Origin of the sequence: Micromonospora sp. DT63 (assembly GCF_049841615.1) — a bacterium.
Taxonomy (GTDB): domain Bacteria; phylum Actinomycetota; class Actinomycetes; order Mycobacteriales; family Micromonosporaceae; genus Micromonospora.
The window spans coordinates 188,154-214,538 of sequence record NZ_JBNCKQ010000002.1 but is presented as its reverse complement, the minus strand read 5'-3'; the positions used below and the strand labels follow the sequence as shown (position 1 = coordinate 214,538).

Sequence of the window (26,385 nt, the reverse complement as noted above, 5' to 3'; positions counted from 1 at the left end):
GCGTACCCCCGGCGGGGTACCTGGCGGTGGTCCGCCGGGTGGGCGAATGCCCGTCCGGGCGGCGGGAATGCGGACGGGGAGGCACGTGTTGACGATGCCGGACGAGGTGTGCGGCCCGCTTGCCGGGTTGGCTCAGGCCCATGGCACACTGGTCAATCGGCCACCGGTTCCGGTTCACGCCCGAGCCCGTCGTGTACGGCGCGACGAGCGATGACGGCGACCCGGCGACCACCAACGAGAGGACCGAGGCGAGATGAAGGCAAACATCCACCCGGAGTACGTGACCACCGAGGTCAGCTGCTCCTGTGGCAACACGTTCACGACCCGCAGCACCGCCAAGGGCGGGGCGATCCACGTCGAGACCTGCAGCGCCTGCCACCCGTTCTACACCGGTAAGCAGCGCGTTCTCGACACCGCCGGCCGGGTCGCGAAGTTCCAGCAGAAGTACGCCAAGGTTCAGGCCAAGAAGGCCAAGTAACTCCCCGTTCGGCGCCCGCGTCCGGTTTTCTGCCGGACGCGGGCGCCGTCCGCGTTTCGCCTGTTTCCACGCGCCGTCGGCTGTCGGGCCGGCCCGGTGTCGCACCGTCGAAGGAGCATCCGCAGCATGAGCAGCGAGCGTCTGGCCGGCCTCCTCGACGAGTACGCGGAGCTGGAGAAGCGGCTGGCCGACCCGGCCATCCACGCCGACCAGGCCACCGCGCGCCGGGTGGGCCGCCGGTACGCCGAGCTGGTGCCGCTGCACAAGGCCGCCGGTGAGCTGGAGCAGGCGCGCGCCGACCTGGCCGCGGCCCGCGAGTTGGCCGCCGAGGATCCCTCGTTCGCGGCCGAGACCGAGGCGATCGCTGCGTCCCTGCCGGGGCTGGAGGAGCGTCTCGCCGAGCTGCTCATCCCGCGTGACCCGCACGACGCCAAGGACGTGATCGTCGAGATCAAGGCCGGTGAGGGCGGCGAGGAGTCGGCGCTGTTCGCCGGCGACCTGCTGCGGATGTACACCCGGTACGCCGAGCGGCACGGCTGGATCACCGAGGTGATCGACGCGCAGGACTCGGATCTCGGCGGCGTCAAGGACGTGTCGCTGTCGATCAAGACGAAGGGCGTGCCCGAGGGTGGGAACGGCGTCTGGTCGCGGCTCAAGTGGGAGGGCGGCGTGCACCGGGTGCAGCGCGTCCCGGTCACCGAGTCGCAGGGCCGGATCCACACCAGCGCGGCCGGGGTGCTGGTGCTGCCGGAGGCCGAGGACGTCGACGTCACCATCGACGCGAACGACCTGCGCGTCGACGTGTTCCGCTCGTCCGGCCCGGGCGGCCAGTCGGTGAACACCACCGACTCGGCGGTACGGATCACCCACCTGCCGACCGGCATCGTCGTCTCCTGCCAGAACGAGAAGTCCCAGTTGCAGAACCGGGAGCAGGCGATGCGGATCATGCGGGCCCGGCTGCTCGCCGCCGCGCAGGAGCAGGCCGACGCCGCCGCCTCGGACGCCCGCAAGGCCCAGGTGCGCACGGTGGACCGCTCGGAGCGGATCCGGACGTACAACTTCCCGCAGAACCGGATCACCGACCACCGGATCGGCTACACCGCGTACAACCTGGACCTGGCGCTCGCCGGCGACCTGGACGGGGTGCTGGACGCCCTGGCCGAGGCCGACCGCGCCGCCCGGCTGGCCGGCGACACCGAACTCACCCGCCGCTGACCACACCCCCGCTGCCGATCCCTGAGCGGGTCAGCTTGCGCGGGGGCGGGACTTCGCGCGCAGCATCTCCCGGTCGGCCTGTTCGAAGGCGACGCTGAGCGCGTCGCGCAACCCGCCGCCGCCGGAGACCTCCGCGAAGCCGATGCTCACCCCGACTGGGGTGCCCGGCACCAGGGACTCCCAGTCCTCGTTGCGTACCGCCGCCTCGATCCGGCGGGCCACCTCGGCGGCCTCGGTCATGCCGGTCTCCGGGAGCACCACCACGAACTCGTCCCCGCCGTAGCGGGCCACGAAGTCGCCCCGGCGCATCACCCGGTTGATCACCCCGGCGATGCGTTGCAGCACCAGGTCGCCGGAGTGGTGCCCGTGGCGGGTGTTCACCGCCTTGAAGCCGTCCAGGTCGCAGACGCCGATGACGACCCGCTCGCCCCGGGTGACGACAGCTGTGATGTACCGCTCCAGCCTGCGCCGGTTGGGCAGCCCGGTGAGTGGGTCGGTAAGCGCCTCGCCCTCGTACCGGGCGGCCTCCCGACGCATCTCCTCGTGGTCGATCCGGGCGGCGATGCCGTCGATGTAGACGTCCCGCAGCCGGTCGTTGCGTTGCGCGGCGAGCCGGAACGCCAGCCGGTCCGCCCGGTGCGCCGCCGAGTGGTCGCCGGCGCGGGCCAGCGCGATGCTGCGCAGCCGGGCCGGTTCGGCCGCGCCGAGCGTCTCGGTGGACACCCGGATGGTGTCCAGCCGGGCGACCGCCTCGATGGGTCGACCGTCCGCGACGGCCAGGCAGACCATGCCGAGCTGTCGCATGTCCCGCGCGCGGGCGCTGTCCCCGCCGTGGCTGAGCAGGTGGGACGGCTGGGTCTCGCCGGTCGGCTCCAGCGGGTCGCCGAGCGCGGCCTGACGTGCCGCCGAGTATCCGTACGCGGCGAGGCTGCTCGGGCGCAGTCGGCTGGCCCGCCCGCTGCGGACGAACCGGCCCAGGTCGGCGGCGACGTCCCGCAGCACCCGCAGGCAGCCGTCGCTGTCCCCGTTGTGGTCCAGGGCCACCGCGTTGCGCAGTCGGATGCCCGGTGCCGCGAACGTCTCCTCCGGGATTCCGGCGGTCACCCCGAGCTGCCGTGCGCGTTCGATCGCGCCCAGGGCGTAGCCGTGGAAGCTGAGGTAGCTGTAGGCCATCGCGAGGTCGTGCCAGCCCCACGCGGTGTCCCGGTCCGGGTCCTCCACGGCGCCGAGCGCCCGGGCGGCCTTGACGAGGTGGGTGACGCAGCGGTCCAGTGCGCCCTGATGGTGCGCGGCGAGCGCGGCCAGCGCGTTGAGGTGCCCGTGCAGATAGGGCTCGGCGAGATCGCGGACGGCCGCCGACGCCTCCTCGATGGCCCTGGTGAACTCCGCCGTCCGACCGAGATTGATCAGCGCCGAGAGGCGCTGCACCAGGGCGTCCGCACGGGCCGCCGGGTCGGTGGTGGTGCGGATCACCCGCTCCAGCAACGCGTACGACTCCGCGGAGCGACTTGCTTCTTGCAAAGCCCGCGCCTGCGTGAGGGTGTCAACCTGGTCCTCGACCCGGTCGAGCCAGCCCACCCACAACCTCCTGCCGTGTGCGTCTTGACGCACCCGTTCGTGGCGTCGTCCGTGACGCCTCATGATTGTCGCGTGACCACTCTGCCGCAACACCCCCCCGAAGGGACAGGCCGTACCCGTCCGTCCGCCGCGGTCGCCCGCGCGGCGCGGGCGCTCGCCGCCGCCGGGGTGGGTCCGGCGCGCGTGGAGGCCGAGCTGCTGACGGCGTACGTGCTGGGGGTGCCCCGGGGTCGGCTGGCGCTCGCCGACGACCTGGACGACACCCAGCTGGCCCGGCTCGACGAGCTGGTCGGCCGCCGCGCCGGTCGGGAGCCGTTGCAGCACCTGACGGGTCGGGCCGGATTCCGGCATCTGGACCTGGCTGTCGGTCCGGGCGTCTTCGTGCCCCGCCCGGAGACGGAGCTGCTGGCGGGCTGGGGTGTCGAGCAGGGCCGGGGCAGACCCGGGCCGCTGGTCGTGGACCTGTGCAGCGGCACCGGCGCGATCGCCCTGGCGGTGGCGCAGGAGCTGCCCGGCGCGCGGGTGATCGCTGTCGAGCGGTCCGCGGCGGCACTGGTGTGGCTGCGCCGCAACGCCGCCGAGCGGGCCGCCGCGGGCGACCGGCCGATCGAGGTGGTCGAGGCCGACGTGACGGCGCCGGACCTGCTGGAGCACCTGGTGGGACGGGTGGACGTGCTGCTCTGCAACCCGCCGTACGTGCCGGTGGAGGTGGTGGTGCCGCCGGAGGTGGCCGCGCACGATCCGGCGGAGGCGGTCTTCGGCGGCCTGGACGGTCTGGCGGTGATCCGGCCGGTGATCAGCCGGGCGGCGGCGCTGCTGCGTCCCGGCGGCGTCATCGGGGTCGAGCACGACGACACGCACGACGTGGCGGTGCCGGCGCTGTTCGCCTCCGACGGCCGCTTCGAGGCCGTCACGGAGCATCCGGACCTCACCGGCCGCCCTCGTTACGCCACCGCGTCCCGACGGGCGGACGGCCAGCACACCGGGTCCGGGCCGGCGTGGCAGACTGACTCCTCGTGATGCTCTACGACTGCCGGTCGCCCGCCGATCGGGACCGCGGCATCGCTGCGGCCATCGAGGCGGTCAAGAACGGCGAGCTGGTCGTCCTCCCGACGGACACCGTCTACGGGATCGGCGCGGACGCGTTCACGCCCTACGCGGTCAAGGCGCTGCTGGACGCGAAGGGCCGGGGCCGGCAGATGCCGCCGCCGGTGTTGATCGGTTCGCGCCACACCCTGGACGGGTTGGTCTTCTCGCTGCCCACGGCGGCACGGGACCTGGTGGAGGCGTTCTGGCCGGGTGCGCTGACGATCGTGGTCGAGCACTCGCCGAGCCTCCAGTGGGATCTGGGCGACAAGACGGGCACGGTGGCGGTGCGGATGCCGCTGCACCCGGTCGCCCTGGAGGTGCTGCGGGAGACCGGGCCGATGGCGGTCTCCTCGGCCAACAAGACGGGGCAGCCGGCGGCGGTGACCGCCGAGGAGGCACGTGACCAGCTCAGCTACTCGGTGCGTGCGTACCTGGAGGCCGGGCCCTGCCCGGATCCGGTGCCGAGCACGATCGTGGACCTGACCGGCGAGGTGCCGCAGTTGCTGCGGGCCGGCGCGATCCCGCTGGAGAAGCTGCGCGACGTCGTCCCGGACCTCCTCGACGTCCAGGGGGCCTGAGTGCCCCCGTTCACCGTCCTGCACGTCTGCATGGGCAACATCTGTCGTTCGCCGATGGCCGAGCGACTGCTCGCCCTCGCGGTGCGGGAGCGGCTGACCCGGCGTGCGCAGGACCCGGCCGCCGCCGAGGAGCTGGTGCACAGCCACAGCGCCGGCACCGGCGGCTGGCACGCGGGCGAGGAGATGAACCCCCCGGCGGCGCGACAGGTCATCGACCGTGGCGGCGCCGTCGAGGGGTTCGCGGCGCGCAAGTTGCGCTCGGACCACATCGACGCCGCCGACCTGATCCTGACGGCAACGGCCGACCAGCAGGAGTACGTGGTCGCGCTCCGTCCGGACGCGGCGGCCCGCACCTTCGTGCTGGGTGAGTTCGGCCGGCTGCTCGCCGCGGTGGACGCCGCCGCGTTGCCGGCGGCCGAGGCGACCCCGGAGGCGGTGTACGCCCGGGGCGTGGCGGTGGTGGCGGCGGCGCACGACAACCGGCTGGGCGCCTCGGCGCTGCCCACCGACGATCTCGACGATCCTTGGGGTCGCGGCGACCAGTGCTTCACCCGGGTCGCGGACGAGATCGAGGAGACGGTCCACCCGCTGGCCGCCGCGCTGCTGCCCTGAGCGTCGTGCGAGTTTCCTCCGGGTTTGGGGAAAACCAGGGGCGAAAGGGGCGTTCCGGGTCATTCTGAACGGGTCCTAGCGTGACCGGCTCCTGCGGGGAGAGCTGATGATCCGGGCCCGACTCGACAAACTGATGACCGTGGTGATCGCCGGTGTGCTGGCCGGTCTGGTGCTGGCCGGAGCCGCCCTACCCGCGGCCCTGGTCTTCGGAATCGGCTTCAGCGCCCTGTCCACGCCCTACTCGGAGCTGCCCAGCACGCTGCGCACGCCGCCCACCGCCCAGCGCTCCAACCTGTACGCCAACGACGGCACCACCCTGATCACGTCCTTCTACCAGGAGGACCGGGTGGACGTTCCGCTGCGTGAGGTCGCCCCGGTGATGCGCCAGGCCATCGTGGCCGCCGAGGACGTGCGGTTCTACCAGCACAGCGGGGTGGACCTGCGCGGCGTGGTGCGCGCCTTCACGGTGAACAAGCGGGACGGCAAGACCCGGCAGGGCGCCTCCACCCTGACCATGCAGTACGTCCGCAACGTGCTCAGCAGCGACCCCCGGCTCACCGAGCGGCAGCGGCAGGCGGCCACCGAGGTCACCACCGCCCGCAAGCTCCAGGAGATGCGGTACGCGCTGGCGCTGGAGCGGGAGCTGAGCAAGGAGGACATCCTCACCCGCTATCTCAACATCGCCTACTTCGGGGCCGGGGCGTACGGGATCGCGGCGGCCAGCAAGCGCTACTTCTCCCGCTCGCCGGCCGAGTTGACCCTGGCCCAGGCCGCGCTGCTGGCCGGGCTGGTCCGCTCGCCGGACAGCGACGACCCGATCAACGGGGACGCCGACGCCGCCCTGGGCCGACGGACGTACGTGCTCGATCGGCTGGTCGAGACCGGTCAGGTGCCGGCCGACGCGGCGGCGGCCGCGCAGGCCGAGCCGTTGCAGCTGCGCCCCAGCGAGACGCCGAACGACTGCACGGGGGTGCCCGACGGGCACAACGACTGGGGCTTCTTCTGCGACTGGTTCACCCGCTGGTGGAGCAGCCAGTCGGCGTTCGGGTCGAGTGCCGACGAGCGGCAGCGCACGTTGCGCCGGGGCGGCTTCTCCATCGTCTCGTCACTGGACCCGGCCGTGCAGCGGGCCACCACCCAGCAGGTGCTCAAGATCTACCGCCCGACCGAGGCGCGGGCGGTGCCGACCGCCGTGGTGCAGCCCGGCACCGGCCGGGTGCTGGCGATGTCGGTGAACCGCACCTACAGCGTCGCGGACAACCCGGTCGGGCAGAAGAACCACCCGAACACGGTCAACCAGCTCGTCGCCGGCGGCGGGGCCATCGACGGCTACCAGGGCGGCTCGACGTTCAAGCTCTTCGCCATGCTTGCCGCGCTGGAGTCCGGGCTGCCGCTGTCGACCGAGTTCACGGCGCCGACCCAACTGCTCACCCGGTTCCCGGTGACGGGGGCGGGCAGCTGCGACGGCCGCTGGTGCCCGTCGAACGCCAACCCTTCGTCGATGGACGGCCCGCGCACCATGTGGACCGCGTTCGGCAGGTCGGTGAACACGTACTTCGCGTGGCTGACCGAGCGGGTCGGCGCCGACCGGGTGGTGGAGATGGCCGAGCGGCTCGGCATCGTGCTGCGGGCCGACTCCGACGAGCGGCTGGCCCGCTACGGCGCGAAGGACTGGGGCCCGTTCACCCTGGGCGTGGCCGCGACGACCCCGCTGGACCTGGCGACGGCGTACGCCACGGTGGCGGCCGAGGGGACCTGGTGCGCGCCGCTGCCGGTGGTCTCGATCAGCGACTCGGCCGGCCGGCCGGTGGACGCCGCCAAGCCGGACTGTCGACAGGCGCTCGACGCCGACGTGGCGCGGGCGGCGGCGGACGCGGCCCGCTGCCCGGTGGGCGACCAGTCGATGTACGGGCGGTGCGACGGCGCCACGGCGCCCGACCTGCGTTCCCGGCTGGGCCGCCCGGTGGCCGGCAAGACCGGCAGCTCCGAGCGCTACGAGACGGAGACGGTCGTGGCCTTCACCCCGCAGTTGGCGGTCGCCTCGATGGCGGCCAACCCCGACGACCCGCGTGACGCGGTCGGTCAGGCGGTGCAGGCCCAGATGGTGACCGCGGTGGGGGAGGTGCTCGGCGTCGCCCTGCGCGACCAGCCGGTACGCGACTTCGTCCCGCCGAGCGAACGCGCCGCCTTCCAGGTCACCGGCGCCCGCACCGGCAACTGACCGGTCCCGGCGGGCGGGTCAGGGCGCCTGTTCGGCGTTGCGGGCGATGTTGCGGGCCATGCCGCCGAAGACCACCGCGTGGAACGGGGCCACCGACCCCCAGTAGGCGTGTCCGGCCAGCCCGCGGGGCAGGAAGACCGCGCGCTGCTGGTAGCGGCTGCGTCCGTCGTCGGCGGGCAGCGCCCGCATCTCCAGCCAGGCGCGGCCGGGCAGGCGCATCTCCGCGCGTAGCCGCAGCAGCTCACCCGGGACGATCTCCTCCACCCGCCAGAAGTCCAGCGCCTCGCCGACCTGGAGGCGGTGCGGGTCACGCCGGCCCCGCCGCAGCCCCACCCCGCCGACCAGCCGGTCCAGCCAGCCGCGTACCGACCAGGCGAGGGGGAACGAATACCAGCCGTGCTCGCCGCCGACGCCCTCGATGACCCGCCAGAGGGCCGCCGGTGACGCGTCCACCGTCTGCTCCCGGAAATCGGTGTACGCGGTGCCACCGGACCAGTCCGGGTCGGTGGGCAGCGGCTCGGCCGGCGCGTCCGGACCGCTCGCGGTCGACCAGCGGGTCTCCACCTGGGCGTCGCGCACCTTGGCCAGCGCCAACGCCACCGCGTCGTCGAACCCGGTGAGGCCGTCCGGTGGGTCGGGCACGTACCGGGCGATGTCGTGTTCGTGCGCCACGGCCTCGTGGATCAGGCTCTCCACCAGCGGTCGGGCGATCTTGTTCGGCACCGGGGTGATCAGCCCGACCCAGTGCGAGGACAACGACGGGGTGAGCGGGCGGACCGGCACGATGATCCGCCGGCGCAGACCGGCCACCCGGGCGTACCGCTGCATCATGTCGCGGAAGGTGAGCACGTCCGGACCGCCGATGTCGAAGCCGCGATTGACCTCGGGCGGCAGCGTGGTGCAGCCGGCCAGGTAGCGCAGCACGTCGCGGACCGCGATCGGCTGGATCCGGTTGCCGACCCAGCGGGGGGTGACCATTGCGGGCAGCCGCTCGGTCAGGTAGCGCAGCATCTCGAACGACGCCGAGCCGGACCCGATGATCACCGCGGCGCGGAGCACCGCCGTGGGCACCCCGCTGGCCAGCAGGATCCGACCCACCTCGGCGCGGGACCGCAGGTGCGGCGACGGGACCTCGGCGTCGGCCGCCGGCTCCGGCCCGCCCAGATACACGATCCGGCGTACGCCGGCAGCGCGGGCCGCCGCCGCGAAGTTGGTCGCCGCCTCCCGGTCGGCGGCCTCGAAGTCCGCGCGGCCCAGCGAGTGCGCCAGGAAGTACGCGACGTCGACGTCGGCGAACGCGGCGGGCAGCGTCTCCGGGCGGCTCAGGTCGCCCTCGACGATCTCGGCCGCCGCGGCCCAGGGCACGTCACGCAGCCGTACCGCCTTGCGGGCGAGGCAACGCACGGTGTGCCCGTCGGCGAGCAGCAGCGGCGTCAGCCGCCCGCCGATGTATCCGGTGGCTCCGGTGACGAGGCATCTCACGGCTCCCAGTCTGCGGCCCCCTAGACTCGTTCGCTGTGGAGACCGAGACGAGCACCTTCTGGGGGCCGGATTTCGCGCAGCTCAGGGCCACTGATCCGGAGATCGCCGCTGTGGTCCTCGGCGAACTGGACCGGTTGCGCGGCGGCCTGCAGCTCATCGCCAGCGAGAACCTGACCTCGCCGGCGGTGCTGGCCGCGCTCGGATCGACGCTCACCAACAAGTACGCCGAGGGCTACCCGGGCCGGCGCTACTACGGCGGCTGCGCCGAGGTGGACCGGGCCGAGGAGATCGGCATCGCCCGCGCCAAGGAGCTCTTCGGGGCCGAGCACGCCAACCTCCAGCCGCACTCGGGGGCGAGCGCCAACCTGGCCGCGTACGCCGCGCTGGTGCAGCCGGGGGACACGGTGCTGGCGATGGACCTGCCGCACGGCGGGCACCTCACCCACGGCAGCCGGGTGAACTTCTCCGGCAAGTGGTTCCGCCCGGTCGGTTACCCGGTCCGGCCGGACACCGAGCTGATCGACTACGACGAGGTACGCGACCTGGCCCGGACGCACCGGCCCAAGCTGATCATCTGTGGCGCGACCGCGTACCCCCGGCTGATCGACTTCGCCCGGTTCCGGGAGATCGCCGACGAGGTCGGCGCGTACCTGATGGTGGACGCCGCGCACTTCATCGGCCTGGTGGCCGGGCGGGCCATTCCGTCCCCGGTGCCGTACGCCGACGTCGTCTGCGCCACCACCCACAAGGTCCTGCGTGGCCCGCGCGGCGGCATGATCCTCTGCCGCGAGTCGCTGGCCCAGCGGATCGACAAGGCGGTCTTCCCGTTCACCCAGGGTGGCCCGCTGATGCACGCGGTGGCGGCGAAGGCGGTGGCGCTGCGCGAGGCCGCCCAGCCGGAGTTCCAGACGTACGCCCGCCAGGTGGTCAGCAACGCGCAGGCGCTCGCGGCCGGGCTGGCCGACGAGGGGATGCGCCCGGTGTCCGGCGGCACGGACAGCCACCTGGCCCTGATCGACCTGCGGGAGCTGGGGGTGACCGGCGCGGAGGCCGAGGCCCGGTGCGACGCCGCCGCGATCACGCTCAACAAGAACGCCATCCCGTACGACCCGCAGCCGCCGCTGGTGGCCTCCGGCATCCGGGTGGGCACGCCGAGCGTCACCACCCAGGGGATGCGCGAGGGTGAGCTGCGGCAGGTGGCCGCCCTGATCGCGCGCGCGGTGCGCGCCGACCCGGGCGCACCCGGTGGCGCCGACGCGCTGACCCGGATCGGCGCCGAGGTGGCCGAGCTGGCCGCGGCCTTCCCGGCGTACCCCCGTGGCTGAGCCCGGGGTGGTCGAGCCCGCCGCCGACCGGCGGTGGCGGTTGCGGCACCTGCCGGTGCTCCTGGGCGCGTCGCTGGCGCTGGCCGTTGTCGCGGCGGTCGTCGGCGCGGTGACCGGCGGCGCGACCGCGGCGTTCGGCGCGGCGGCCGGGGTGGGCGTCACGGCGCTCAGCTACACGCTGACCACGGTGGTGCTGGCCCGGGCGGACCAGGTCAACCCGCAGCTGCTGCTGCCGCTCGGCGTGGGCCTGTACGTGCTGAAGTTCACCCTGTTGGGTGTCGTGCTGGTGGCGGTGGCCTCGACCGGCTGGGCCGGGTTGATTCCTCTTTGCCTCGGCATCGTCGCCGGGGTGGCAGTGTGGACAGCGGTGCACCTCTGGTGGCTGACCAGGGTGTACGCCCACCGGCCACGGGACTGACCTGGCGATCGGCCGGCCCGCCGTCCCAACCAGCGGACGCGCCGCAATGTGTCGGCCTCCGGTCATTTTCCGACGGGCGGAAGGGGAGTAGCGTGCCCACAGACGACGGCGCCCACGAGATGCCCACACAACGATGGTTGTGCGGGGGGTGAGGCACAGCCTCGTCTTCCCGGCTGATATCGTTCGCCCCGTCATGGCTGATGACCAAACCCCCCGCCCCGCCGGTGAACCGGACGACTATCCGTCCGGCGCCGGTCAGGGTTGGACCGCGCTCAGCTACCTCATCGGAGGCATGCTCGTGTGGGGTTTCATCGGCTGGCTGGTCGACCAGTGGCTCGACACCGGTGGCGTCGCCACCGGGATCGGCTTCGTGCTCGGCATGGCTGGGGGAGTCATCCTGGTCATCCGCCGACTCGGCACGCCTACTTAGGAAGGGACGCGGTGTTCGGACAGGCGAACGTCCTGGCAGCGGGCCAGGCGGCATTCCCACCCAGCGTGGACGACTTCTACCTGCCCGCGATCGTGCCCTGGGGCGCGGAGAACGCGCCGTGGTTCACCAAGTTCACGCTGATGATCTGGCTCGCGGTCGGCGTCCTGATCATCTTTTTCCTGGCTACCTATCGGAACCCGAAGCTGGTGCCGACCAAGAAGCAGTGGTTCGCCGAGTCGATCTACGGCTTCGTGCGCAACAACATCTCGGTCGACATGATCGGGCACCAGGGCGTGCGGTTCGCCCCCTACTTCACGACGCTCTTCTGCTTCGTGCTGCTGACGAACGCGTTCGCGATCATCCCGTTCTTCCAGATCTCGCCGAACTCGCACATCGCCTTCCCGGCGATCCTCGCGGTGATCAGCTACGTGCTGTTCAACTACATCGGCATCCGGCACCACGGGTTCGGCAAATACTTCAAGCACGCCCTGATCCCGCCGGCACCGTGGTACATCCTGCCGCTGCTGATCCCGATCGAGGCGTTCTCGACCTTCATCATCCGGCCGTTCTCGCTGGCCGTCCGTCTCTTCGCGAACATGTTCGCCGGCCACATGCTCCTGCTGGTCTTCACGCTCGGCGGCTTCGCGATGCTCAACGCCAACGCCTGGCTGGCGCCCGTATCGGTGGTCTCCTGGGTGATGACCGTGGCGCTGACCCTTCTCGAGGCGCTGGTCATCGTCCTGCAGGCCTACGTCTTCACGGTGCTGAGCGCCAGCTACATCCAGGGCGCGCTCGCCGAAGAGCACTGATCCACGCACCAACCGTTGTCGTCCCGCGTGAGAGTCACGCGTGATAACCAGGAGGAACCACTAATGGATTACGTCGCCGCGGTAGAGGGCAGCACCGCCGCCATCGGCTACGGCCTCGCGGCCATCGGCCCGGGCATCGGCGTTGGCCTGGTCTTCGCCGCCTACATCCAGTCGACCGCCCGGCAGCCCGAGTCGTCGCGCATGACCCTGCCGTACGTCTGGATCGGCTTCGCCGTCATCGAGGCGCTGGCGCTGTTCGGCATCGCCTTCGGCTTCATCTGGGCCGGCTGATTCCACCCCTTCCGACCGGGAGGTCACCCATGTTGTTCCTCCTCGCCGCCGAGGGTGGTGAGTCAGACCACAACCCGATCATTCCGATCTGGCAAGAGATCGTGGTCGGCACTGTCGCCTTCGCCGTGCTCTGCTTCGTGCTGATGAAGTTCGTCTTCCCGCGTATGGAGCAGACGTTCCAGGCCCGGGTCGACGCGATCGAGGGTGGCATCAAGCGCGCCGAGGCCGCCCAGGCCGAGGCGAACCAGCTGCTTGAGCAGTACCGGGCCCAGCTCGCTGAGGCCCGCACCGACGCCGCCAAGATCCGTGACGACGCGCGGGCCGACGCCGAGGGGATCCGGCAGGACATCCTCGCCAAGGCGCGGGAAGAGTCCGACCGGGTCATCCAGGCCGGTAAGGACGCGCTCGCCGCCGAGCGGGCCACCATCGTGCGTGAGCTGCGTGCCGAGGTCGGCACGATCGCGGTGGACCTGGCCAGCAAGATCGTTGGCGAGTCGCTGGCCGACGAGGCGCGACGCAAGGGCACCGTCGACCGGTTCCTGAGCGGCCTCGAGAGCACGGGGGCCCGCTGATGCAGGCCGCCAGCCGGGAGTCGTACAAGGTCGCGGCCGAGCGCCTCGACGCGTACGTCCGCGGCGCGGAGCCGTCGGCGGTGGCCTCCACCGCCGACGCCATCCTCTCCGTGGCGACCCTGCTGCGGCGTGAGCCGCGGCTGCGCCGGGCGCTGTCCGAGCCGGCCCGCTCCGGCGCGGACCGCGGCGCTCTGCTCGGCGACATGCTGGGCGGGCGGATCGGCGCCGACGCGCTCGACCTGCTCGTGTCGCTGGTCTCCGGCCGCTGGTCGGCGCCGTCGGAGTTGCTCGACGGCACCGAACGCCTGGGCGTGGAGGCGCTGCTGGCCAGCGCCGACTCCGCCGGCGAGCTGGGCGAGGTCGAGGACGAGCTGTTCCGCTTCGGTCAGGTCGTGACGGGTCAGTCGGCGCTGAGCAACGCGTTGGCCGACCCGGCCGCCCCGGTCGAGCGGCGGGCCACCCTGGCCCGTGAGCTGCTCGCCGACAAGGCCCACCCGGTCACCGTCCGCCTCGTCGAGGTGGCGCTGAGCGGGTTCGGTGGACGCTCCTTCATCGGGGCGCTCACCCGGCTGGTCGAACTGGCCGCCGACCGGCGGGACCGGCAGGTGGCGTACGTGACCGTCGCGGCCCCGTTGAGTGACGAGGACGAGCGTCGGCTGGGTGCGAGCCTCACCGCGATATACGGTCGAGAGGTCTCCGTCAAGCAGACGGTCGACCCCGCCGTCCTCGGTGGCGTGAGCGTCCGGGTCGGCTCCGACCTGTACGACGGCACGATCCTGCGCCGCCTCAACGAGACCCGCAACGCGCTCGCGAAGCGCTGAACGGCATCGCCGCCCCGCGGCTGAGCGGCTCCGCCGCACAGTGCCGGGGTGGCTCCGCCGCCCAACGCCTGGATTGACAGACGCCATTCGGACCGGTTGGTACTAGGTATCCCGGGCCCCTGAATTTTAAGGAAGCAGAGGATGGCCGAGCTGACCATCTCGACGGAGGAGATCCGCGGCGCCCTGGAGCGCTACGTCTCCTCCTACTCGTCCGACGTCTCCCGCGAGGAGGTCGGCACCGTCGCCGACACCGGCGACGGCATCGCCCACGTCGAGGGCCTTCCCTCGACCAAGACCAACGAGCTCCTGGAGTTCGAGGACGGCACGCTCGGCGTGGCGTTGAACCTCGACGTCCGGGAGATCGGCGTCGTCGTCCTGGGTGACTCCGCCAAGCTGGAGGAGGGGCAGCGCGTCAAGCGCACCGACCGGGTGCTCTCGGTTCCGGTCGGCGACGCCTTCCTCGGCCGCGTGGTCAACGCGCTCGGCCAGCCGATCGACGGTCTCGGCGACATCGCCGACGAGGGCTACCGCGAGCTGGAGCTGCAGGCTCCGAACGTGATGTCCCGGCAGTCGGTGTTCGAGCCGCTGCAGACCGGCATCAAGGCGATCGATGCGATGACGCCGATCGGTCGGGGTCAGCGGCAGCTGATCATCGGCGACCGCAAGACCGGCAAGACCACAGTCGCCCTGGATGCCATCCTCAACCAGCGGGACAACTGGAAGACCGGCGACCCGAAGAAGCAGGTTCGCTGCATCTACGTCGCCATCGGCCAGAAGGCCTCCACGATCGCCTCGATCAAGGGCCAGCTGGAGGAGGCCGGCGCGATGGAGTACACCACCATCGTGGCCTCCCCGGCGTCCGACCCGGCCGGCTTCAAGTACATCGCCCCGTACACCGGCTCGTCCATCGGGCAGCACTGGATGTACGGCGGCAAGCACGTCCTGATCGTCTTCGACGACCTGAGCAAGCAGGCCGAGGCGTACCGGGCCGTGTCGCTGCTGCTGCGTCGCCCGCCGGGCCGCGAGGCGTACCCGGGTGACGTCTTCTACCTGCACTCCCGCCTGCTGGAGCGCTGCGCGAAGCTCTCCGACGAGCTGGGTGGCGGCTCGATGACCGGTCTGCCGATCATCGAGACGAAGGCCAACGACATCTCGGCCTTCATCCCGACCAACGTCATCTCGATCACCGACGGCCAGATCTTCCTGGAGACCGACCTGTTCAACCAGGGCGTCCGTCCGGCGATCAACGTCGGCACCTCGGTCTCCCGGGTCGGTGGCGCCGCGCAGGTGAAGCCGATGCGCAAGGTCGCCGGTTCGCTGCGGCTCAACCTGGCCCAGTACCGCGAGCTGGAGGCGTTCGCCGCCTTCGCCTCCGACCTGGACAAGGCATCCCGGGCCCAGCTGGACCGCGGTGTCCGGCTTGTCGAGCTGCTCAAGCAGCCGAACTACTCGCCGTTCCCGGTGCAGGAAGAGGTCGTCACGGTCTGGGCCGGCACCGAGGGCAAGCTGGACGACATCCCGGTGGGGGAGATCCGGCGCTTCGAGTCGGAGTTCCTCCAGTACCTGCGGCACAAGCACGCGGGTGTGCTGGCGTCGATCGCCGACAACCAGTGGGGCGACGACATCATTGGCTCCCTGGACACCGCGATCACCGAGTTCAAGCAGGTCTTCCTCGGTAAGGCGGACGAGCGCAAGGTCAACGACGCGCCGGCCGCGCCGCTGGAGGGTGAGCAGAACCGCGAGACGGTGACCCGCTTCCGCGACGGCACGACCGACCGCCCGGCCGAGAGCTGATCCGATGGCGGCCCAGGTACGCGTTCTTCGTCAACGGATCCGCTCGGCGAAGTCGATGAAGAAGATCACCAAGGCGATGGAGCTCGTGGCGACGAGCCGGATCGCCAAGGCCCAGGCCCGGGTGCAGGCGTCCCTGCCGTACGCCCAGGCCATCACCGGTGTGCTCACGGCGCTGGCGTCCAACGCGCGGATCGACCACCCGCTGCTCACCCCGCGTGAGCGGGTGCGGCGGGCGGGCGTCCTGCTGGTCACCAGCGACCGTGGCCTGGCCGGCGGCTACAGCTCCAACGCGATCAAGACGGCGGAGTCGCTCATCGCGCGGCTCCGGGCGGACGGCAAGGAGCCGGTGCTCTACGTCATCGGGCGTAAGGGCGTCGGGTTCTACCGGTTCCGCGACCGGCCGATCGAGGCGAACTGGACGGGGTTCAGCGAGCAGCCGTCGTTCGAGGACGCCCGCATGGTGGGTGAGACGCTGATCAAGGCGTTCACCGCCGGTGCGGACGACGTCGACGGCGGGGCCGGCGCGGACGGGGTGCTCGGCGTCGACGAGTTGCACATCGTCTACACCGAGTTCCACTCGCTGATGACGCAGACCCCGGTTGCCAAGATCCTCGGGCCGATGCAGGTGGAGGATCGGCCCCGCTCCGAGGGGCTGCTGCCGGCGTACGAGTTCGAGCCGGAGGCGGAGGCGCTGCTCGACGCGCTCCTGCCGAGGTACATCAACACGCGGATCTACGCGGCGTTGATCGAGTCGGCGGCGAGCGAGTCGGCGGCACGGCGGCGAGCGATGAAGAGCGCCACCGACAACGCCGAAGACATGATCGACAAGTACACGCGTGAGATGAACTCGGCCCGGCAGGCCGGGATCACCCAGGAGATCAGCGAGATCGTCGGCGGCGCGAACGCGCTGGCCGCGTCGGGAAGTGAAGTGTGATGACTGCACCAGTAGAGACCAAGACGGCCACGGGTCGCGTGGTCCGGGTCATCGGCCCGGTCGTCGACGCCGAGTTCCCGCGCGACGCCATGCCGGCCCTGTTCAACGCGCTCAACGTCGACGTGAACCTGTCCGGCGGTGAGAAGACGCTGACCCTGGAGGTTGCCCAGCACCTGGGTGACAACCTGGTCCGCGCGATCTCGATGCAGCCGACGGACGGCCTGGTTCGCGGCGCTGAGGTGCGTGACCGCGGCGAGCCGATCACCGTGCCGGTGGGCGACGCGGTCAAGGGCAAGGTGTTCAACGCGATCGGCGAGGTGCTCAACCTCAAAGAGGGCGAGACGTTCGAGGCCGACGACCGGTGGGGCATCCACCGCAAGGCCCCGGCCTTCGCGGACCTGGAGCCGAAGACCGAGATGCTGGAGACCGGCATCAAGGTCATCGACCTGCTCGCCCCGTACGTCAAGGGCGGCAAGATCGGCCTGTTCGGCGGCGCGGGCGTGGGCAAGACGGTGCTCATCCAGGAGATGATCACCCGTGTCGCCCGCAACTTCGGTGGTACCTCGGTGTTCGCCGGCGTGGGTGAGCGCACCCGTGAGGGTAACGACCTCATCGCCGAGATGACCGAGTCCGGCGTCATCGACAAGACCGCGCTGGTCTACGGCCAGATGGACGAGCCGCCGGGCACCCGGCTGCGGGTGGCGCTCTCCGCGCTGACCATGGCTGAGTACTTCCGGGACGTGAAGAAGCAGGAGGTGCTGCTCTTCATCGACAACATCTTCCGCTTCACGCAGGCCGGTTCCGAGGTGTCCACCCTGCTCGGCCGCATGCCGAGCGCCGTGGGTTACCAGCCGACCCTTGCCGACGAGATGGGCGAGCTCCAGGAGCGGATCACCTCCGTCCGGGGCCAGGCCATCACCTCCATGCAGGCGATCTACGTGCCGGCGGACGACTACACCGACCCCGCTCCGGCCACCACGTTCGCCCACCTGGACGCGACCACCAACCTGGAGCGGTCGATCTCCGACAAGGGCATCTACCCGGCCGTGGACCCGCTGGCGTCCTCGTCCCGGATCCTCGCCCCGGAGTTCGTCGGTCCGGAGCACTTCCAGGTCGCCACCGAGGTTAAGCGGATCCTGCAGCGCTACAAGGACCTGCAGGACATCATCGCCATCCTCGGTATCGAGGAGCTCTCCGAGGAAGACAAGATCACTGTGGCCCGTGCCCGGCGGATCGAGCGCTTCCTCTCGCAGAACACCTACGCGGCGGAGCAGTTCACCGGCGTGCCGGGCTCGACGGTCCCGATCAAGGAGACCATCGAGGCGTTCCGCAAGATCAGCGAGGGCGAGTACGACCACTTCCCCGAGCAGGCGTTCTTCATGTGCGGCGGTCTCGAGGACCTGGAGAAGAAGGCTGAGGAGCTGATGAAGGGCTGACAGCCCGCTCATCCGTACCGCAAAAGACTGCCCCGGCAACGTCGGGGCAGTCTTTTGTTCATCTTCACGCCTTATCATCGTCGCGGTCCCGTTACCCGTTGTCGTCACTCCGGCGGCACGCGAGATACGGTCGGTTCGCGCGTTCACCTGAACGAGCGCTGACTTCTGCAACCTTTCGACGACGTGCGCCCGTCTCCTCTTCGTGGGCGTAACGAACGGAGATGCGCGTGGGTAAGGCCGGCAAGAGTGGCCGCAAGTCGTCCATCTGGCGGGGCGTGCCGCGCTGGGCCAAGGTGTGCACCGTGTTCGGTCTGGTGCTGGCCATGCTCAGTGGCGGTGTTCTCGTCGGCAGCGAGGTGCTGATGGCCCGCTACGAGGGCGCCGTCGGCAAGGCCGACCTCTTCGGTGACCAGGCGGCGGGCGCCAAGGAGAAGAAGAGCGATATCAAGGGTCCGCTCAACCTTTTGCTCGTCGGCATCGACCCTCGTACGCCGACGGCGGCGCCGCTGGCCGATTCGATCATGGTGCTGCACGTGCCCGCGTCGATGGACCGGGCCTACCTCTTCTCGCTGCCGCGCGACCTCTACGTCGACATCCCGGCGTTCAAGAAGGCCAACTTCCCCGGCGAGACGACGAAGATCAACGCGGCGATGTCGTTCGGCAGTCGAGTGCCCAACGGCAACCCCGACGCGGCGCGCGGCTTCGAGTTGCTGGCCACCACGGTGCAGCGGGTGACCGGCATCAAGCGGTTCGACGCCGGCGCGATCATCAACTTCACCGGCTTCCAGAAGATCGTCGACGCGATGGGCGGCGTCGACATGTACGTCGAGCGGGACGTGAAGTCCGAGCACAAGCAGCCGGACGGCAAGCCCCGACCGGGCAACACGCGCGGCGAGGGGTACGTCGGCCCGCAGGCGATCTACAAGAAGGGCAACCACCACCTCAGCGGGTGGCAGGCCCTGGACTACGTCCGGCAGCGCTACCCGAAGAACGGTGTGCCGGACGCCGACTACGGCCGGCAGCGCCACCAGCAGCAGTTCGTCAAGGCGATGGTCGGCCAGGCCTTCAGTGCCGACGTGGTCGCCAACCCGATCAAGCTCGACAAGGTGCTTCGCGCCGCCGGCCAGTCGCTGATCTTCAACGGGCGGGGCAACAGCGTGGTCGACTACGGGCTGGCCCTGAAGAACATCCGCCCGGACACCATCCAGATGATCAAGCTCCCCGGCGGTCCGGTCTTCGAGGGCAAGACCTACAAGGGTGAGCAGTTCCAGGCAGGTGTCCCGGACTTCTTCACCGCCCTGCACAATGAACAACTGGACCCGTTCCTGCTGGAGCACCCGGAATTCCAGAACAAGACCAAGTAGCCGTGGCGCAGCTCTCCCCACCCGCGTTGGGGGTGGCTCACCCGCACGACTAGACTTTCGGCAATCCGTCGCCGCAGCAAGGAGACAGCGTGGCACAGCAGCTTCACGTCGAGCTCGTCGCCGTCGAGGAGAAGGTCTGGTCCGGTGAGGCCGAGATGGTCGTCGCCCGGACCACCGAGGGCGAGCTCGGTGTCCTGCCGGGGCACGCGCCGCTGCTCGGCCAGCTCGCCGAGCCCGGCCAGGTCCGCATCAAGCTGGCCGGCGGTGAGCAGGTCTCCTACGAGGTGGCCGGCGGCTTCCTCTCGGTGAGCGCCGAAGGCGTCACCGTGCTGGCCGAGAGCGCTACCCCGGTTTCCGCGCAGAGCCGCTGAGTCACACCGCGGATGGAGATCGTCGAGGGCTTCGGGATCGGCGTCGCCGTCATCCTCGTCGCGCTTCTCGTGCTCTTCGTCCGGCGGGCCGTCGTGACCCGCAGCGGTGGCATCATCCGGCTCAGCGTCCGGGTCACCACGGTGCTCGACGGGCGTGGCTGGTCGCCCGGCTTCGGTCGGTTCGCCGGTGACGAGCTGCGCTGGTATCGGATGTTCAGCTTCGCGCTCCGTCCCAAGCGGGTTCTCTCCCGCAAGGATCTCGCGGTCGAGCGCCGCCGGTTGCCCGAAGGGCAGGAGCGGCTCTCCATGCCGGCCGACTGGGTGATCCTCCGCTGTACCAGTCACCACGCACCGGTGGAGATCGCCATGGCGCGATCTACCGTGACCGGTTTCCTCTCCTGGCTCGAGGCCGCCCCTCCGGGGGCGGTCTCGCCGCGTATGGCCTCCCAGGACTGGCCGGCTGCCTGACCCGCCTTTCGGTGGTTGCTCTTGGGGTTTCCGGCGCTGTGCGTCGTTCTGGCGCCGTCCTTTTGTCAGCTGCCGTTACCGATGCAGCTGCGTCCTGCCCCAGCGTTGATCGACTCGACTTTCCTGATGCCGGGGTGTCCTCGTGGCAGGGACACCCCGACGTCAAGGAACCGGGGTTGATCAGGGCGTTGACCGGAGTCAGCTCCGCCTTGGAGCGCAGCCCTGTCCGAGGAGTCGGCTGCGCCGACGCGTGGGCGCGGTCAGATGGGGAACCCACGCCTGCACAGCGTCGACGTTCAGCGCTTGCCGCCCGGCACCCATAGCACGTCTCCCGCCGGATTTGCCGTTCTTGACAGGATAAAGAGCAGATCGGAGAGCCGGTTGAGATACTTTGCCGGGAGCGGGCTGGTCCGGTCCGGATCGTGGTTGACCAGCGCCCACGCCGCCCGCTCGGCACGCCGGGCGATGGTCCGCGCCACGTGCAGCAGCGCCGCGCCCGCGGTGCCGCCGGGGAGGATGAAGGAGTCGAGCGTGCTCAGGCGTGCGTTGTACTCGTCGCACCAGCCCTCCAGGCGCTCGACGTACTCCTCGGTCACCCGCAGCGGCGGATACTTCGGCTCCGACTCGACCGGGGTGGACAGGTCGGCGCCGACGTCGAACAGGTCGTTCTGCACCGACGCCAGCACGCCCCGCAGTTCCTCGTCGAGCTGGCCGAGAGCGAGCGCGACACCGATCGCCGCGTTGCACTCGTCGACATCCGCGTACGCGGCGATCCGTGGATCGGTCTTCGGGACCTGCTCGTTGTTGCTCAGCCTGGTCATGCCGGCGTCGCCGGCCTTGGTGTAGATGCGCGTGAGGTGGACGGCCATGACGCACAGCCTACGGATACCGGACCTGACGATCCCCGCACGGCCGGAGGCGACAGCCGGCTGGCCCGCGGTGGTGGGTCCCGGCGACGCCGGTGACCCGGCGGTCAACGACGTCGACGTCATCCGGGTCTGCGGTGCCGCCCGGCTGGCGGGCACCGTACACGTCGTCGGCGCCAAGAACTCGGCCCTGAAGCTGATGGCCGCCGCGCTGCTCGCCCCCGGGCGCAGCGTGATCACCAATGTTCCCCGGATCACCGATATCGCGATCATGGGGGAGGTGCTGCGACGGCTGGGCTGCGACGTCCGGTTCGACGCGGACGACCCCGTCGATCCCATGGTGGCCCGCGGCGGGGTCGCCCGGTCCCGCTCGGTGACCATCGACGTGCCCGAGCAGCCCGGCGCGGAGGCCGACTACGACCTGGTCCGGCGGCTGCGCGCGTCGATCTGCGTGCTGGGACCCCTGCTGGCCCGGCGGGGGTACGTGCGGGTGGCCCACCCCGGCGGCGACGCGATCGGCTCGCGGGGACTGGACATGCACATCTCCGGGCTGACCCGGATGGGCGCGGAGATCTCCGGCGAGCACGGCTTCGTGATCGCCGAGGCTCCGCACGGGCTGCGCGGCGCGGACATCGTGCTGGACTTCCCCAGCGTGGGCGCCACCGAGAACCTGGTGATGGCGGCCGTGCTGGCACAGGGCACCACGATGATCGACAACGCGGCCCGCGAGCCGGAGATCGTGGACATCTGCACGATGCTCAACCAGATGGGCGCGCGGATCTCCGGCGCCGGCACGTCCACCCTGCGGATCACCGGCGTGGCCGGCCTGCGCCCGGTGCGGCACGCCACAGTGGGGGACCGGATCGTCGCGGGCACCTGGGCCTTCGGCGCCGCGATGACGCGCGGCGACGTGACGGTGACCGGGCTGGACCCGGCCTACCTGGAGGTCGCGCTGGACAAGGTCGTCGCGGCCGGCGGCCTGGTCGAGACGCACGGTGACGGCTTCCGGGTGCGCATGGACGACAGGCCCCGGGCGGTGGACGTGGTGACGCTGCCGTACCCCGGTTTCGCCACCGACCTGCTGCCCATGGCGATCGGACTGGCCGCGGTCAGCGACGGCGCCTCACTGATCACGGAGAACATCTTCGACGGCCGGTTCATGTTCGCCAACGAGATGATGCGGCTCGGCGCGGACATCAAGACCGACGGGCACCACGCGGTGGTCCGGGGGCGGGAACGACTCTCCGGAGCGCCGGTCCGGGCCACCGACATCCGCGCCGGCGCCGGGCTGATCATCGCCGGCCTGTGCGCGGACGGACCCACCGAGGTGTCCCACGTGCACCACGTCGACCGGGGGTACCCGGATTTCGTGGCCGACCTGCGCGCGCTCGGTGTGGCTGTGGAGCGGGGCACCGCGCCGGACGAGCCGTCGCTGGAGATCTGACGCCCTGGCCGGCGTTCCACCGGGCCGACGCCGCTGTGGGTGGCGCAGTGTCAGGTGGCCTGAAGCGAGGCGCGCACGTGCCGTCGTGCGTCGTGGATGCGTGACTTCAGGGTGCCGACCGGAATGGCGAGGTGGTCGGCGATCTGGTCGTAGGTCAACTGGCACAGGTCGCGCAGCACCAGAGGGGCGACCAGTTCGGGTCGGTGGGCCTCCAGTCGTTCCAGCGCGTCCAGCAGGTCGAGTCGGGAACCCGCGATCACGCTTGTGGTGCGCGGGTCGGCGGCGTCGAGCGGGAGCTGTGGCGTGGACTGCTCATCGGCCCGGCGCTTGAGGCTGCGGTACGTCTGACGGGCGCAGTTGGCCGTGACGATGTGCAGCCAGGTGGAGAACTTCGACCGGCCGGCGAAGCTGTCGATCTTGCGGGCGACCTGCAGGAGGGCATCCTGGCACGCCTCTTCGGCATCCTGGCGGCAGGGGAGGAGGCGCAGGCACTGCCGCATGACCTGCGGCTCGATCCTGGCCAGCAACATGTCAAGTGCGGCGGCGTCGCCCCGGGCGGCACGGCCGGCGAGATCCTCGACAGCAAGATCGTCTGACAAGCTCAGGCCCCGTTCCTCAGCGTCTTGTCGGCCATAATACGGGCGTGTCAGTACCCGGCAAGATCGGTCGATACCGCGTGGTAGGGCGGATCGGCTCCGGAGCGTTCGCCACCGTGTGGCTCGGCGCCGACGATGCTCTGGACGCTTCCGTCGCGATCAAGGTGCTGGCGGACAATTGGTCGTACCACACCGATCTGCGGGAGCGGTTCGAGCAGGAAGCGCGGATCATGCGGCGGACGGATTCCAGTCTGCTCATGCGTGTGCTCGACGTCGGTGAGCTGCCTGATGGACGGCCGTACCTGGTGATGCCGTACGCGGCTGGCGGCACCCTCGCGGACCGACTCGTCTCGGGGCCGCTGCCCGTACGCGAGGCCCTGCTCATCGCGGCCGACATCGCCAGCGCCGTCACGGTGCTGCACGAGGGCGGCGTTCTGCACCGGGATCTCAAACCGTCCAATGTGTTGTTTCAGCCGGCTGCGGACCGGGATCGGGTGCTGGTCGCCGACCTCGGTCTGGCCAAGGCGCTCGCCAACGCGTCCGGGTTCACGATCGCGGCCGGCACACCCGGCTACATGCCACCCGAGCAGGCCACCGCCGGTGGTGGTCTGGACATCCGCGCCGACGTGTACGCGATCGGCGCGACGACCTACCACATGGTGACCGGCCGCGCGCCCGAGCCGGCACGGTCCAGCGGCAGCCGTTCGGGCCGGGCCGGGCGCACAACGCTCCGGCCGTCCCAGCTTCGTCCCGGCCTTCCCTCCGAAGTGGACGACCTGGTGCGACGGGCGCTGCATCCCGACCCGCGGCAACGCTGGGCGTCCGCCGCCGTGATGCGCGACGAACTGCACCGGGTCATCGCGTCGCTGGAGCGGGACGCCGGCCGTGGCCGGTTCGTACGGCAGGTGGGGCGGGTCGTCGGCGTCGGTGTCGCGCTGACCGCGCTGCTGGCCACCACGGGTTCCAGTTCCACGCCGTCGGCACGGTCCGGTTGGGTGCGCGTGGACGACGCCTCCGGTGCTCTGTCGGTCGCGGTGCCGGCGAGCTGGGCCGGTCAGGTGAAGGACGCCGGCTGGGATCCTTCGGTGCTGCGACTTCCCGCCGGCCAGGCGCCGGGTGTCGTGGTCGCCCCGAATCTCGCTGTGTGGCCGGATCCGGCGAGCGGGATGCCCGGCGTGTTCGTCGGCGCGAGCAGGTCCCTGCTCGCCGGGGGTCCGGAACCGGCGCTGCCCAGCCACGCCTCCTGCGTCCGGCAGCCCGACCGCACAGTGGACGTGGGTGGGGACAGGGCACTGGTACGACGGTGGACGTCGTGTGGCGCTTCGGTGTCGTTCAGCGAGGTGGTGTTGGCCGTGCCGCAGCGCCGCTGTGGCGTCTACCTGCAGATCAAGCAGGTCGGCGATGAGGACCTGACCGACGAGATCCTGGCCGGCCTGCGGGTGTCCAGCGCGCTGGCGCCGCAGGCCGGCCGTTTCGGGTCCGCCTACTCGTAGCAGTCCTGGTTCGCGTACTGCAGGGTCAGGCTGATGACCTTGCCGTTCTTCGTCTCGATGCGGTAGACGGCCTTGCTGTTGCCGGGGGTCTTCGCGGCGCCGCGACCGTTCGTCGCGTCTCCGTCGGCCGCCTTCCACGTCGGGTAGATCCGCAGCATCTCGGCGCTCGACATGCCGATGCGCGCTCCCTCGGGCGTCCTGATGCCCGCGTACGCGTCGATTGTGGCGATTCCCAGCGTCGGCGAGAGGAGGACGACCTCATCCCCGGTCGGGGCGGCCCGCAGGTGCGCCGGCGCGCAGCCGCCGGCGTTGTTCGTGAAGGTCCGCAGCAGGCCCGTTCCGGTGGCCTGCTGACGGGTCATGCCGAGCTTGAGCGAACCGATGCCGTCCGGGCCCAGGACGAGCGACGCCGGGCGGGTCGGGTCGCTGGCCGGTCGGGCGGACGACGGGGACGACGGGGACGACGGGGACGACGGGGGCGGGGTGGACGGGGTGGGCGTGCCGGTGGTGGCCGCGCTGGTCGTCGGCTCGGGCGAGCCGGCCGGCGCGGCGTTGCCGTCCTGGTGTGCGGGTGACGAGCACCCCGCCGCGAGCAGGAGGCAGGTGAGGGTTCCGACCATCGACGTTGCGCGCATCATGAGCTCCTGGCTGTGTCTGCCTGTTGGGTTGTCGTAGGGTTCGATGCACCCAACCGGAAGTTTGTTCGCTCTGGCGAGTCGTGCATCCGTCACACGGGCGCGGCGGCTGGCACCCGACGAGATCCGTTCTTCCGGAGCCCTTAGTCATCGTTCAGGCTCGCGGACTAGGGTGCAGGCAGGCACTCAATCGCAGCGAGGGAGAAGCAGATGGCGGGTCGACTCGCAGTCGTCGGGGCCGGGCTGATGGGCTCCGGCATCGCCCAGGTGGCGGCGCAGGCGGGCTGGCAGGTGACGCTGCGCGACCTGGACGACGCGGCCACCACCCGGGGGATCGGCGGCATCCGGAAGTCGCTGGAGAAGTTCGCCGAGAAGGGCAAGATCGAGGCGTCCGACGTCGAGGCGACGCTGGCGCGGATCACCCCGACCACCGACCTGGAGGCGGCGGCGGACGCGGACATCGTGGTCGAGGCGGTCTTCGAGCGGCTGGAGATCAAGCACGAGGTGTTCCGTGCGCTGGACAAGATCTGCAAGTCCGACGCGGTGCTCGCCACCAACACGTCGGCCATCCCGGTCACCCAGATCGCCGCGGTGACCGAGCGGCCCGAGGCCGTCGTCGGCACCCACTTCTTCTCGCCGGTGCCGATGATGCAGCTCTGTGAGCTGGTGCGCGGCTACAAGACCAGCGACGAGACCCTGGCCACCGTGAAGGCCTTCGCCGAGGAGATCGGCAAGACGGTCGTGGTGGTCAACCGGGACATCGCCGGCTTCGTCACCACGCGGCTGATCTCCGCACTGGTGGTCGAGGCGGTCAAGCTGGTCGAGTCCGGCGTGGTGTCGGCGGAGGACCTGGACACCGCCTGCCGGTTGGGCTTCGGGCACGCCATGGGCCCGCTGGCCACCACCGACCTGACCGGCGTGGACGTGCTGCTGCACGCCTCGAAGAACATCTACACCGACACGGCGGACGAGAAGTTCTTCCCGCCGGAGCTGCTCCAGCGCATGGTCACCGCCGGCGACCTGGGCCGCAAGACCGGCAAGGGTTTCTACACGTACTGAGTCGCG

27 protein-coding genes are annotated in these 26,385 nt (G+C 70.9%); 22 read left to right on the top strand and 5 right to left on the bottom strand.

Annotation, left to right across the window (positions count from 1 at the left end; translation table 11 throughout):
• Window positions 1-253: 253 nt before the first annotated feature.
• Together rpmE and prfA are read left to right on the top strand one after the other, a co-directional pair.
• Window positions 254-478, top strand: a complete 225-nt coding sequence (gene rpmE, locus ACLQ27_RS07715) for a 50S ribosomal protein L31 (RefSeq protein WP_007464546.1) — start codon at window positions 254-256, stop codon at window positions 476-478.
• A 126-nt stretch (window positions 479-604) separates the two neighbouring features.
• A complete protein-coding gene (gene prfA / locus ACLQ27_RS07710; RefSeq protein WP_425866087.1) occupies window positions 605-1,693 on the top strand; it encodes a peptide chain release factor 1 in 1,089 nt (362 codons plus the stop codon).
• A 30-nt stretch (window positions 1,694-1,723) separates the two neighbouring features.
• Here the strand turns inward: prfA and ACLQ27_RS07705 are convergent, their stop codons facing one another.
• On the bottom strand, window positions 1,724-3,271 hold the full coding sequence (locus ACLQ27_RS07705) for a diguanylate cyclase domain-containing protein (protein ID WP_425866085.1): 1,548 nt from the start codon (window positions 3,269-3,271) through the stop codon (window positions 1,724-1,726).
• 72 nt (window positions 3,272-3,343) lie between these two features.
• On the opposite strand from ACLQ27_RS07705, the gene prmC reads away from it, so the two are divergent.
• The 4 genes from prmC to ACLQ27_RS07685 all read left to right on the top strand — a co-directional run bounded on the left by prmC (window position 3,344) and on the right by ACLQ27_RS07685 (window position 7,771).
• Complete coding sequence (prmC, locus tag ACLQ27_RS07700) at window positions 3,344-4,291, top strand: peptide chain release factor N(5)-glutamine methyltransferase (RefSeq protein WP_357495994.1); 948 nt, start codon at window positions 3,344-3,346, stop codon at window positions 4,289-4,291.
• Window positions 4,291-4,938, top strand: coding sequence for an L-threonylcarbamoyladenylate synthase (locus ACLQ27_RS07695; RefSeq protein ID WP_234588740.1), 648 nt, complete (start codon window positions 4,291-4,293; stop codon window positions 4,936-4,938). Before prmC ends, ACLQ27_RS07695 begins: the two co-directional genes overlap by 1 nt.
• A complete protein-coding gene (locus ACLQ27_RS07690; RefSeq protein WP_234588716.1) occupies window positions 4,939-5,550 on the top strand; it encodes a phosphotyrosine protein phosphatase in 612 nt (203 codons plus the stop codon). It abuts the gene before it with no gap.
• A 106-nt stretch (window positions 5,551-5,656) separates the two neighbouring features.
• Window positions 5,657-7,771 (top strand): transglycosylase domain-containing protein, encoded by a 2,115-nt coding sequence (locus ACLQ27_RS07685; RefSeq protein WP_425866082.1) that lies wholly within the window; start codon window positions 5,657-5,659, stop codon window positions 7,769-7,771.
• A gap of 18 nt (window positions 7,772-7,789) precedes the next feature.
• Here the strand turns inward: ACLQ27_RS07685 and ACLQ27_RS07680 are convergent, their stop codons facing one another.
• The gene (locus ACLQ27_RS07680) at window positions 7,790-9,253 is read right to left on the bottom strand and encodes an SDR family oxidoreductase (RefSeq protein ID WP_425866080.1); all 1,464 of its coding nucleotides are present in this window, start codon (window positions 9,251-9,253) and stop codon (window positions 7,790-7,792) included.
• Window positions 9,254-9,288: 35 nt separating this feature from the next.
• On the opposite strand from ACLQ27_RS07680, the gene glyA reads away from it, so the two are divergent.
• The 13 genes from glyA to ACLQ27_RS07615 all read left to right on the top strand — a co-directional run bounded on the left by glyA (window position 9,289) and on the right by ACLQ27_RS07615 (window position 20,286).
• Window positions 9,289-10,578: a serine hydroxymethyltransferase gene (glyA, locus tag ACLQ27_RS07675; RefSeq protein ID WP_308195402.1), complete on the top strand. Its 1,290-nt coding sequence runs from the start codon at window positions 9,289-9,291 to the stop codon at window positions 10,576-10,578.
• On the top strand, window positions 10,571-10,996 hold the full coding sequence (locus ACLQ27_RS07670) for a hypothetical protein (RefSeq protein WP_425866078.1): 426 nt from the start codon (window positions 10,571-10,573) through the stop codon (window positions 10,994-10,996). The genes glyA and ACLQ27_RS07670 overlap by 8 nt, the downstream gene beginning before the upstream one ends.
• A 193-nt stretch (window positions 10,997-11,189) precedes the next feature.
• Window positions 11,190-11,426: an AtpZ/AtpI family protein gene (locus tag ACLQ27_RS07665; protein WP_124773539.1), complete on the top strand. Its 237-nt coding sequence runs from the start codon at window positions 11,190-11,192 to the stop codon at window positions 11,424-11,426.
• A gap of 11 nt (window positions 11,427-11,437) precedes the next feature.
• Window positions 11,438-12,235, top strand: a complete 798-nt coding sequence (gene atpB, locus ACLQ27_RS07660) for a F0F1 ATP synthase subunit A (protein WP_357496002.1) — start codon at window positions 11,438-11,440, stop codon at window positions 12,233-12,235.
• A 63-nt stretch (window positions 12,236-12,298) separates the two neighbouring features.
• The gene (locus ACLQ27_RS07655) at window positions 12,299-12,526 is read left to right on the top strand and encodes an ATP synthase F0 subunit C (protein WP_074314047.1); all 228 of its coding nucleotides are present in this window, start codon (window positions 12,299-12,301) and stop codon (window positions 12,524-12,526) included.
• Between the two features lie 32 nt (window positions 12,527-12,558).
• Window positions 12,559-13,098 carry a F0F1 ATP synthase subunit B gene (locus tag ACLQ27_RS07650; RefSeq protein ID WP_112584053.1) on the top strand — a complete coding sequence of 180 codons (540 nt, stop codon included), beginning with the start codon at window positions 12,559-12,561 and terminating at the stop codon, window positions 13,096-13,098.
• Window positions 13,098-13,919, top strand: coding sequence for a F0F1 ATP synthase subunit delta (locus ACLQ27_RS07645; protein WP_357496004.1), 822 nt, complete (start codon window positions 13,098-13,100; stop codon window positions 13,917-13,919). Before ACLQ27_RS07650 ends, ACLQ27_RS07645 begins: the two co-directional genes overlap by 1 nt.
• Window positions 13,920-14,060: 141 nt before the next feature.
• Entirely contained in the window at window positions 14,061-15,713 is a 1,653-nt protein-coding gene (atpA, locus tag ACLQ27_RS07640; RefSeq protein ID WP_234588722.1) for a F0F1 ATP synthase subunit alpha, read from the top strand.
• A 4-nt stretch (window positions 15,714-15,717) separates the two neighbouring features.
• Entirely contained in the window at window positions 15,718-16,647 is a 930-nt protein-coding gene (locus tag ACLQ27_RS07635; protein ID WP_234588723.1) for a F0F1 ATP synthase subunit gamma, read from the top strand.
• Entirely contained in the window at window positions 16,647-18,083 is a 1,437-nt protein-coding gene (gene atpD, locus ACLQ27_RS07630) for a F0F1 ATP synthase subunit beta (RefSeq protein ID WP_357496008.1), read from the top strand. Before ACLQ27_RS07635 ends, atpD begins: the two co-directional genes overlap by 1 nt.
• Window positions 18,084-18,304: 221 nt before the next feature.
• Window positions 18,305-19,447, top strand: coding sequence for an LCP family protein (locus ACLQ27_RS07625; RefSeq protein WP_357496010.1), 1,143 nt, complete (start codon window positions 18,305-18,307; stop codon window positions 19,445-19,447).
• Between the two features lie 89 nt (window positions 19,448-19,536).
• A complete protein-coding gene (locus ACLQ27_RS07620; protein WP_234588727.1) occupies window positions 19,537-19,818 on the top strand; it encodes a F0F1 ATP synthase subunit epsilon in 282 nt (93 codons plus the stop codon).
• Between the two features lie 12 nt (window positions 19,819-19,830).
• A complete protein-coding gene (locus tag ACLQ27_RS07615) occupies window positions 19,831-20,286 on the top strand; it encodes a DUF2550 domain-containing protein (protein ID WP_357496012.1) in 456 nt (151 codons plus the stop codon).
• Between the two features lie 296 nt (window positions 20,287-20,582).
• Here ACLQ27_RS07615 and ACLQ27_RS07610 read toward each other — a convergent pair whose 3' ends face one another.
• Window positions 20,583-21,155 (bottom strand): cob(I)yrinic acid a,c-diamide adenosyltransferase, encoded by a 573-nt coding sequence (locus tag ACLQ27_RS07610; RefSeq protein WP_357576137.1) that lies wholly within the window; start codon window positions 21,153-21,155, stop codon window positions 20,583-20,585.
• On the opposite strand from ACLQ27_RS07610, the gene murA reads away from it, so the two are divergent.
• Window positions 21,154-22,596 carry a UDP-N-acetylglucosamine 1-carboxyvinyltransferase gene (gene murA, locus ACLQ27_RS07605; protein ID WP_357496015.1) on the top strand — a complete coding sequence of 481 codons (1,443 nt, stop codon included), beginning with the start codon at window positions 21,154-21,156 and terminating at the stop codon, window positions 22,594-22,596. The two genes, ACLQ27_RS07610 and murA, sit on opposite strands and share 2 nt — an antisense overlap.
• Window positions 22,597-22,646: 50 nt before the next feature.
• Here the strand turns inward: murA and ACLQ27_RS07600 are convergent, their stop codons facing one another.
• Window positions 22,647-23,195 carry an RNA polymerase sigma factor gene (locus ACLQ27_RS07600; protein ID WP_357496017.1) on the bottom strand — a complete coding sequence of 183 codons (549 nt, stop codon included), beginning with the start codon at window positions 23,193-23,195 and terminating at the stop codon, window positions 22,647-22,649.
• Window positions 23,196-23,239: 44 nt separating this feature from the next.
• Between ACLQ27_RS07600 and ACLQ27_RS07595 the strand changes: the two genes are divergently transcribed.
• Window positions 23,240-24,685, top strand: a complete 1,446-nt coding sequence (locus ACLQ27_RS07595; RefSeq protein WP_425866073.1) for a serine/threonine-protein kinase — start codon at window positions 23,240-23,242, stop codon at window positions 24,683-24,685.
• Here ACLQ27_RS07595 and ACLQ27_RS07590 read toward each other — a convergent pair.
• Window positions 24,676-25,320, bottom strand: a complete 645-nt coding sequence (locus ACLQ27_RS07590) for a hypothetical protein (RefSeq protein ID WP_425866071.1) — start codon at window positions 25,318-25,320, stop codon at window positions 24,676-24,678. The genes ACLQ27_RS07595 and ACLQ27_RS07590 overlap by 10 nt on opposite strands.
• Window positions 25,321-25,530: 210 nt before the next feature.
• On the opposite strand from ACLQ27_RS07590, the gene ACLQ27_RS07585 reads away from it, so the two are divergent.
• Window positions 25,531-26,379, top strand: coding sequence for a 3-hydroxyacyl-CoA dehydrogenase family protein (locus ACLQ27_RS07585; protein ID WP_234588735.1), 849 nt, complete (start codon window positions 25,531-25,533; stop codon window positions 26,377-26,379).
• Window positions 26,380-26,385 lie beyond the last annotated feature (6 nt).

Coding starts and splice junctions, on each gene's coding strand:
- rpmE (WP_007464546.1), top strand. CDS start 254: ATGAAGGCAAACATCCACCCGGAGTACGTGACCACCGAGGTCAGCTGC.
- prfA (WP_425866087.1), top strand. CDS start 605: ATGAGCAGCGAGCGTCTGGCCGGCCTCCTCGACGAGTACGCGGAGCTG.
- ACLQ27_RS07695 (WP_234588740.1), top strand. CDS start 4,291: ATGCTCTACGACTGCCGGTCGCCCGCCGATCGGGACCGCGGCATCGCT.
- ACLQ27_RS07685 (WP_425866082.1), top strand. CDS start 5,657: ATGATCCGGGCCCGACTCGACAAACTGATGACCGTGGTGATCGCCGGT.
- ACLQ27_RS07665 (WP_124773539.1), top strand. CDS start 11,190: ATGGCTGATGACCAAACCCCCCGCCCCGCCGGTGAACCGGACGACTAT.
- ACLQ27_RS07655 (WP_074314047.1), top strand. CDS start 12,299: ATGGATTACGTCGCCGCGGTAGAGGGCAGCACCGCCGCCATCGGCTAC.
- ACLQ27_RS07645 (WP_357496004.1), top strand. CDS start 13,098: ATGCAGGCCGCCAGCCGGGAGTCGTACAAGGTCGCGGCCGAGCGCCTC.
- atpA (WP_234588722.1), top strand. CDS start 14,061: ATGGCCGAGCTGACCATCTCGACGGAGGAGATCCGCGGCGCCCTGGAG.
- ACLQ27_RS07635 (WP_234588723.1), top strand. CDS start 15,718: ATGGCGGCCCAGGTACGCGTTCTTCGTCAACGGATCCGCTCGGCGAAG.
- atpD (WP_357496008.1), top strand. CDS start 16,647: ATGACTGCACCAGTAGAGACCAAGACGGCCACGGGTCGCGTGGTCCGG.
- ACLQ27_RS07625 (WP_357496010.1), top strand. CDS start 18,305: ATGCGCGTGGGTAAGGCCGGCAAGAGTGGCCGCAAGTCGTCCATCTGG.
- ACLQ27_RS07615 (WP_357496012.1), top strand. CDS start 19,831: ATGGAGATCGTCGAGGGCTTCGGGATCGGCGTCGCCGTCATCCTCGTC.
- murA (WP_357496015.1), top strand. CDS start 21,154: ATGACGCACAGCCTACGGATACCGGACCTGACGATCCCCGCACGGCCG.
- ACLQ27_RS07610 (WP_357576137.1), bottom strand. CDS start 21,155: ATGGCCGTCCACCTCACGCGCATCTACACCAAGGCCGGCGACGCCGGC.
- ACLQ27_RS07590 (WP_425866071.1), bottom strand. CDS start 25,320: ATGCGCGCAACGTCGATGGTCGGAACCCTCACCTGCCTCCTGCTCGCG.
- ACLQ27_RS07585 (WP_234588735.1), top strand. CDS start 25,531: ATGGCGGGTCGACTCGCAGTCGTCGGGGCCGGGCTGATGGGCTCCGGC.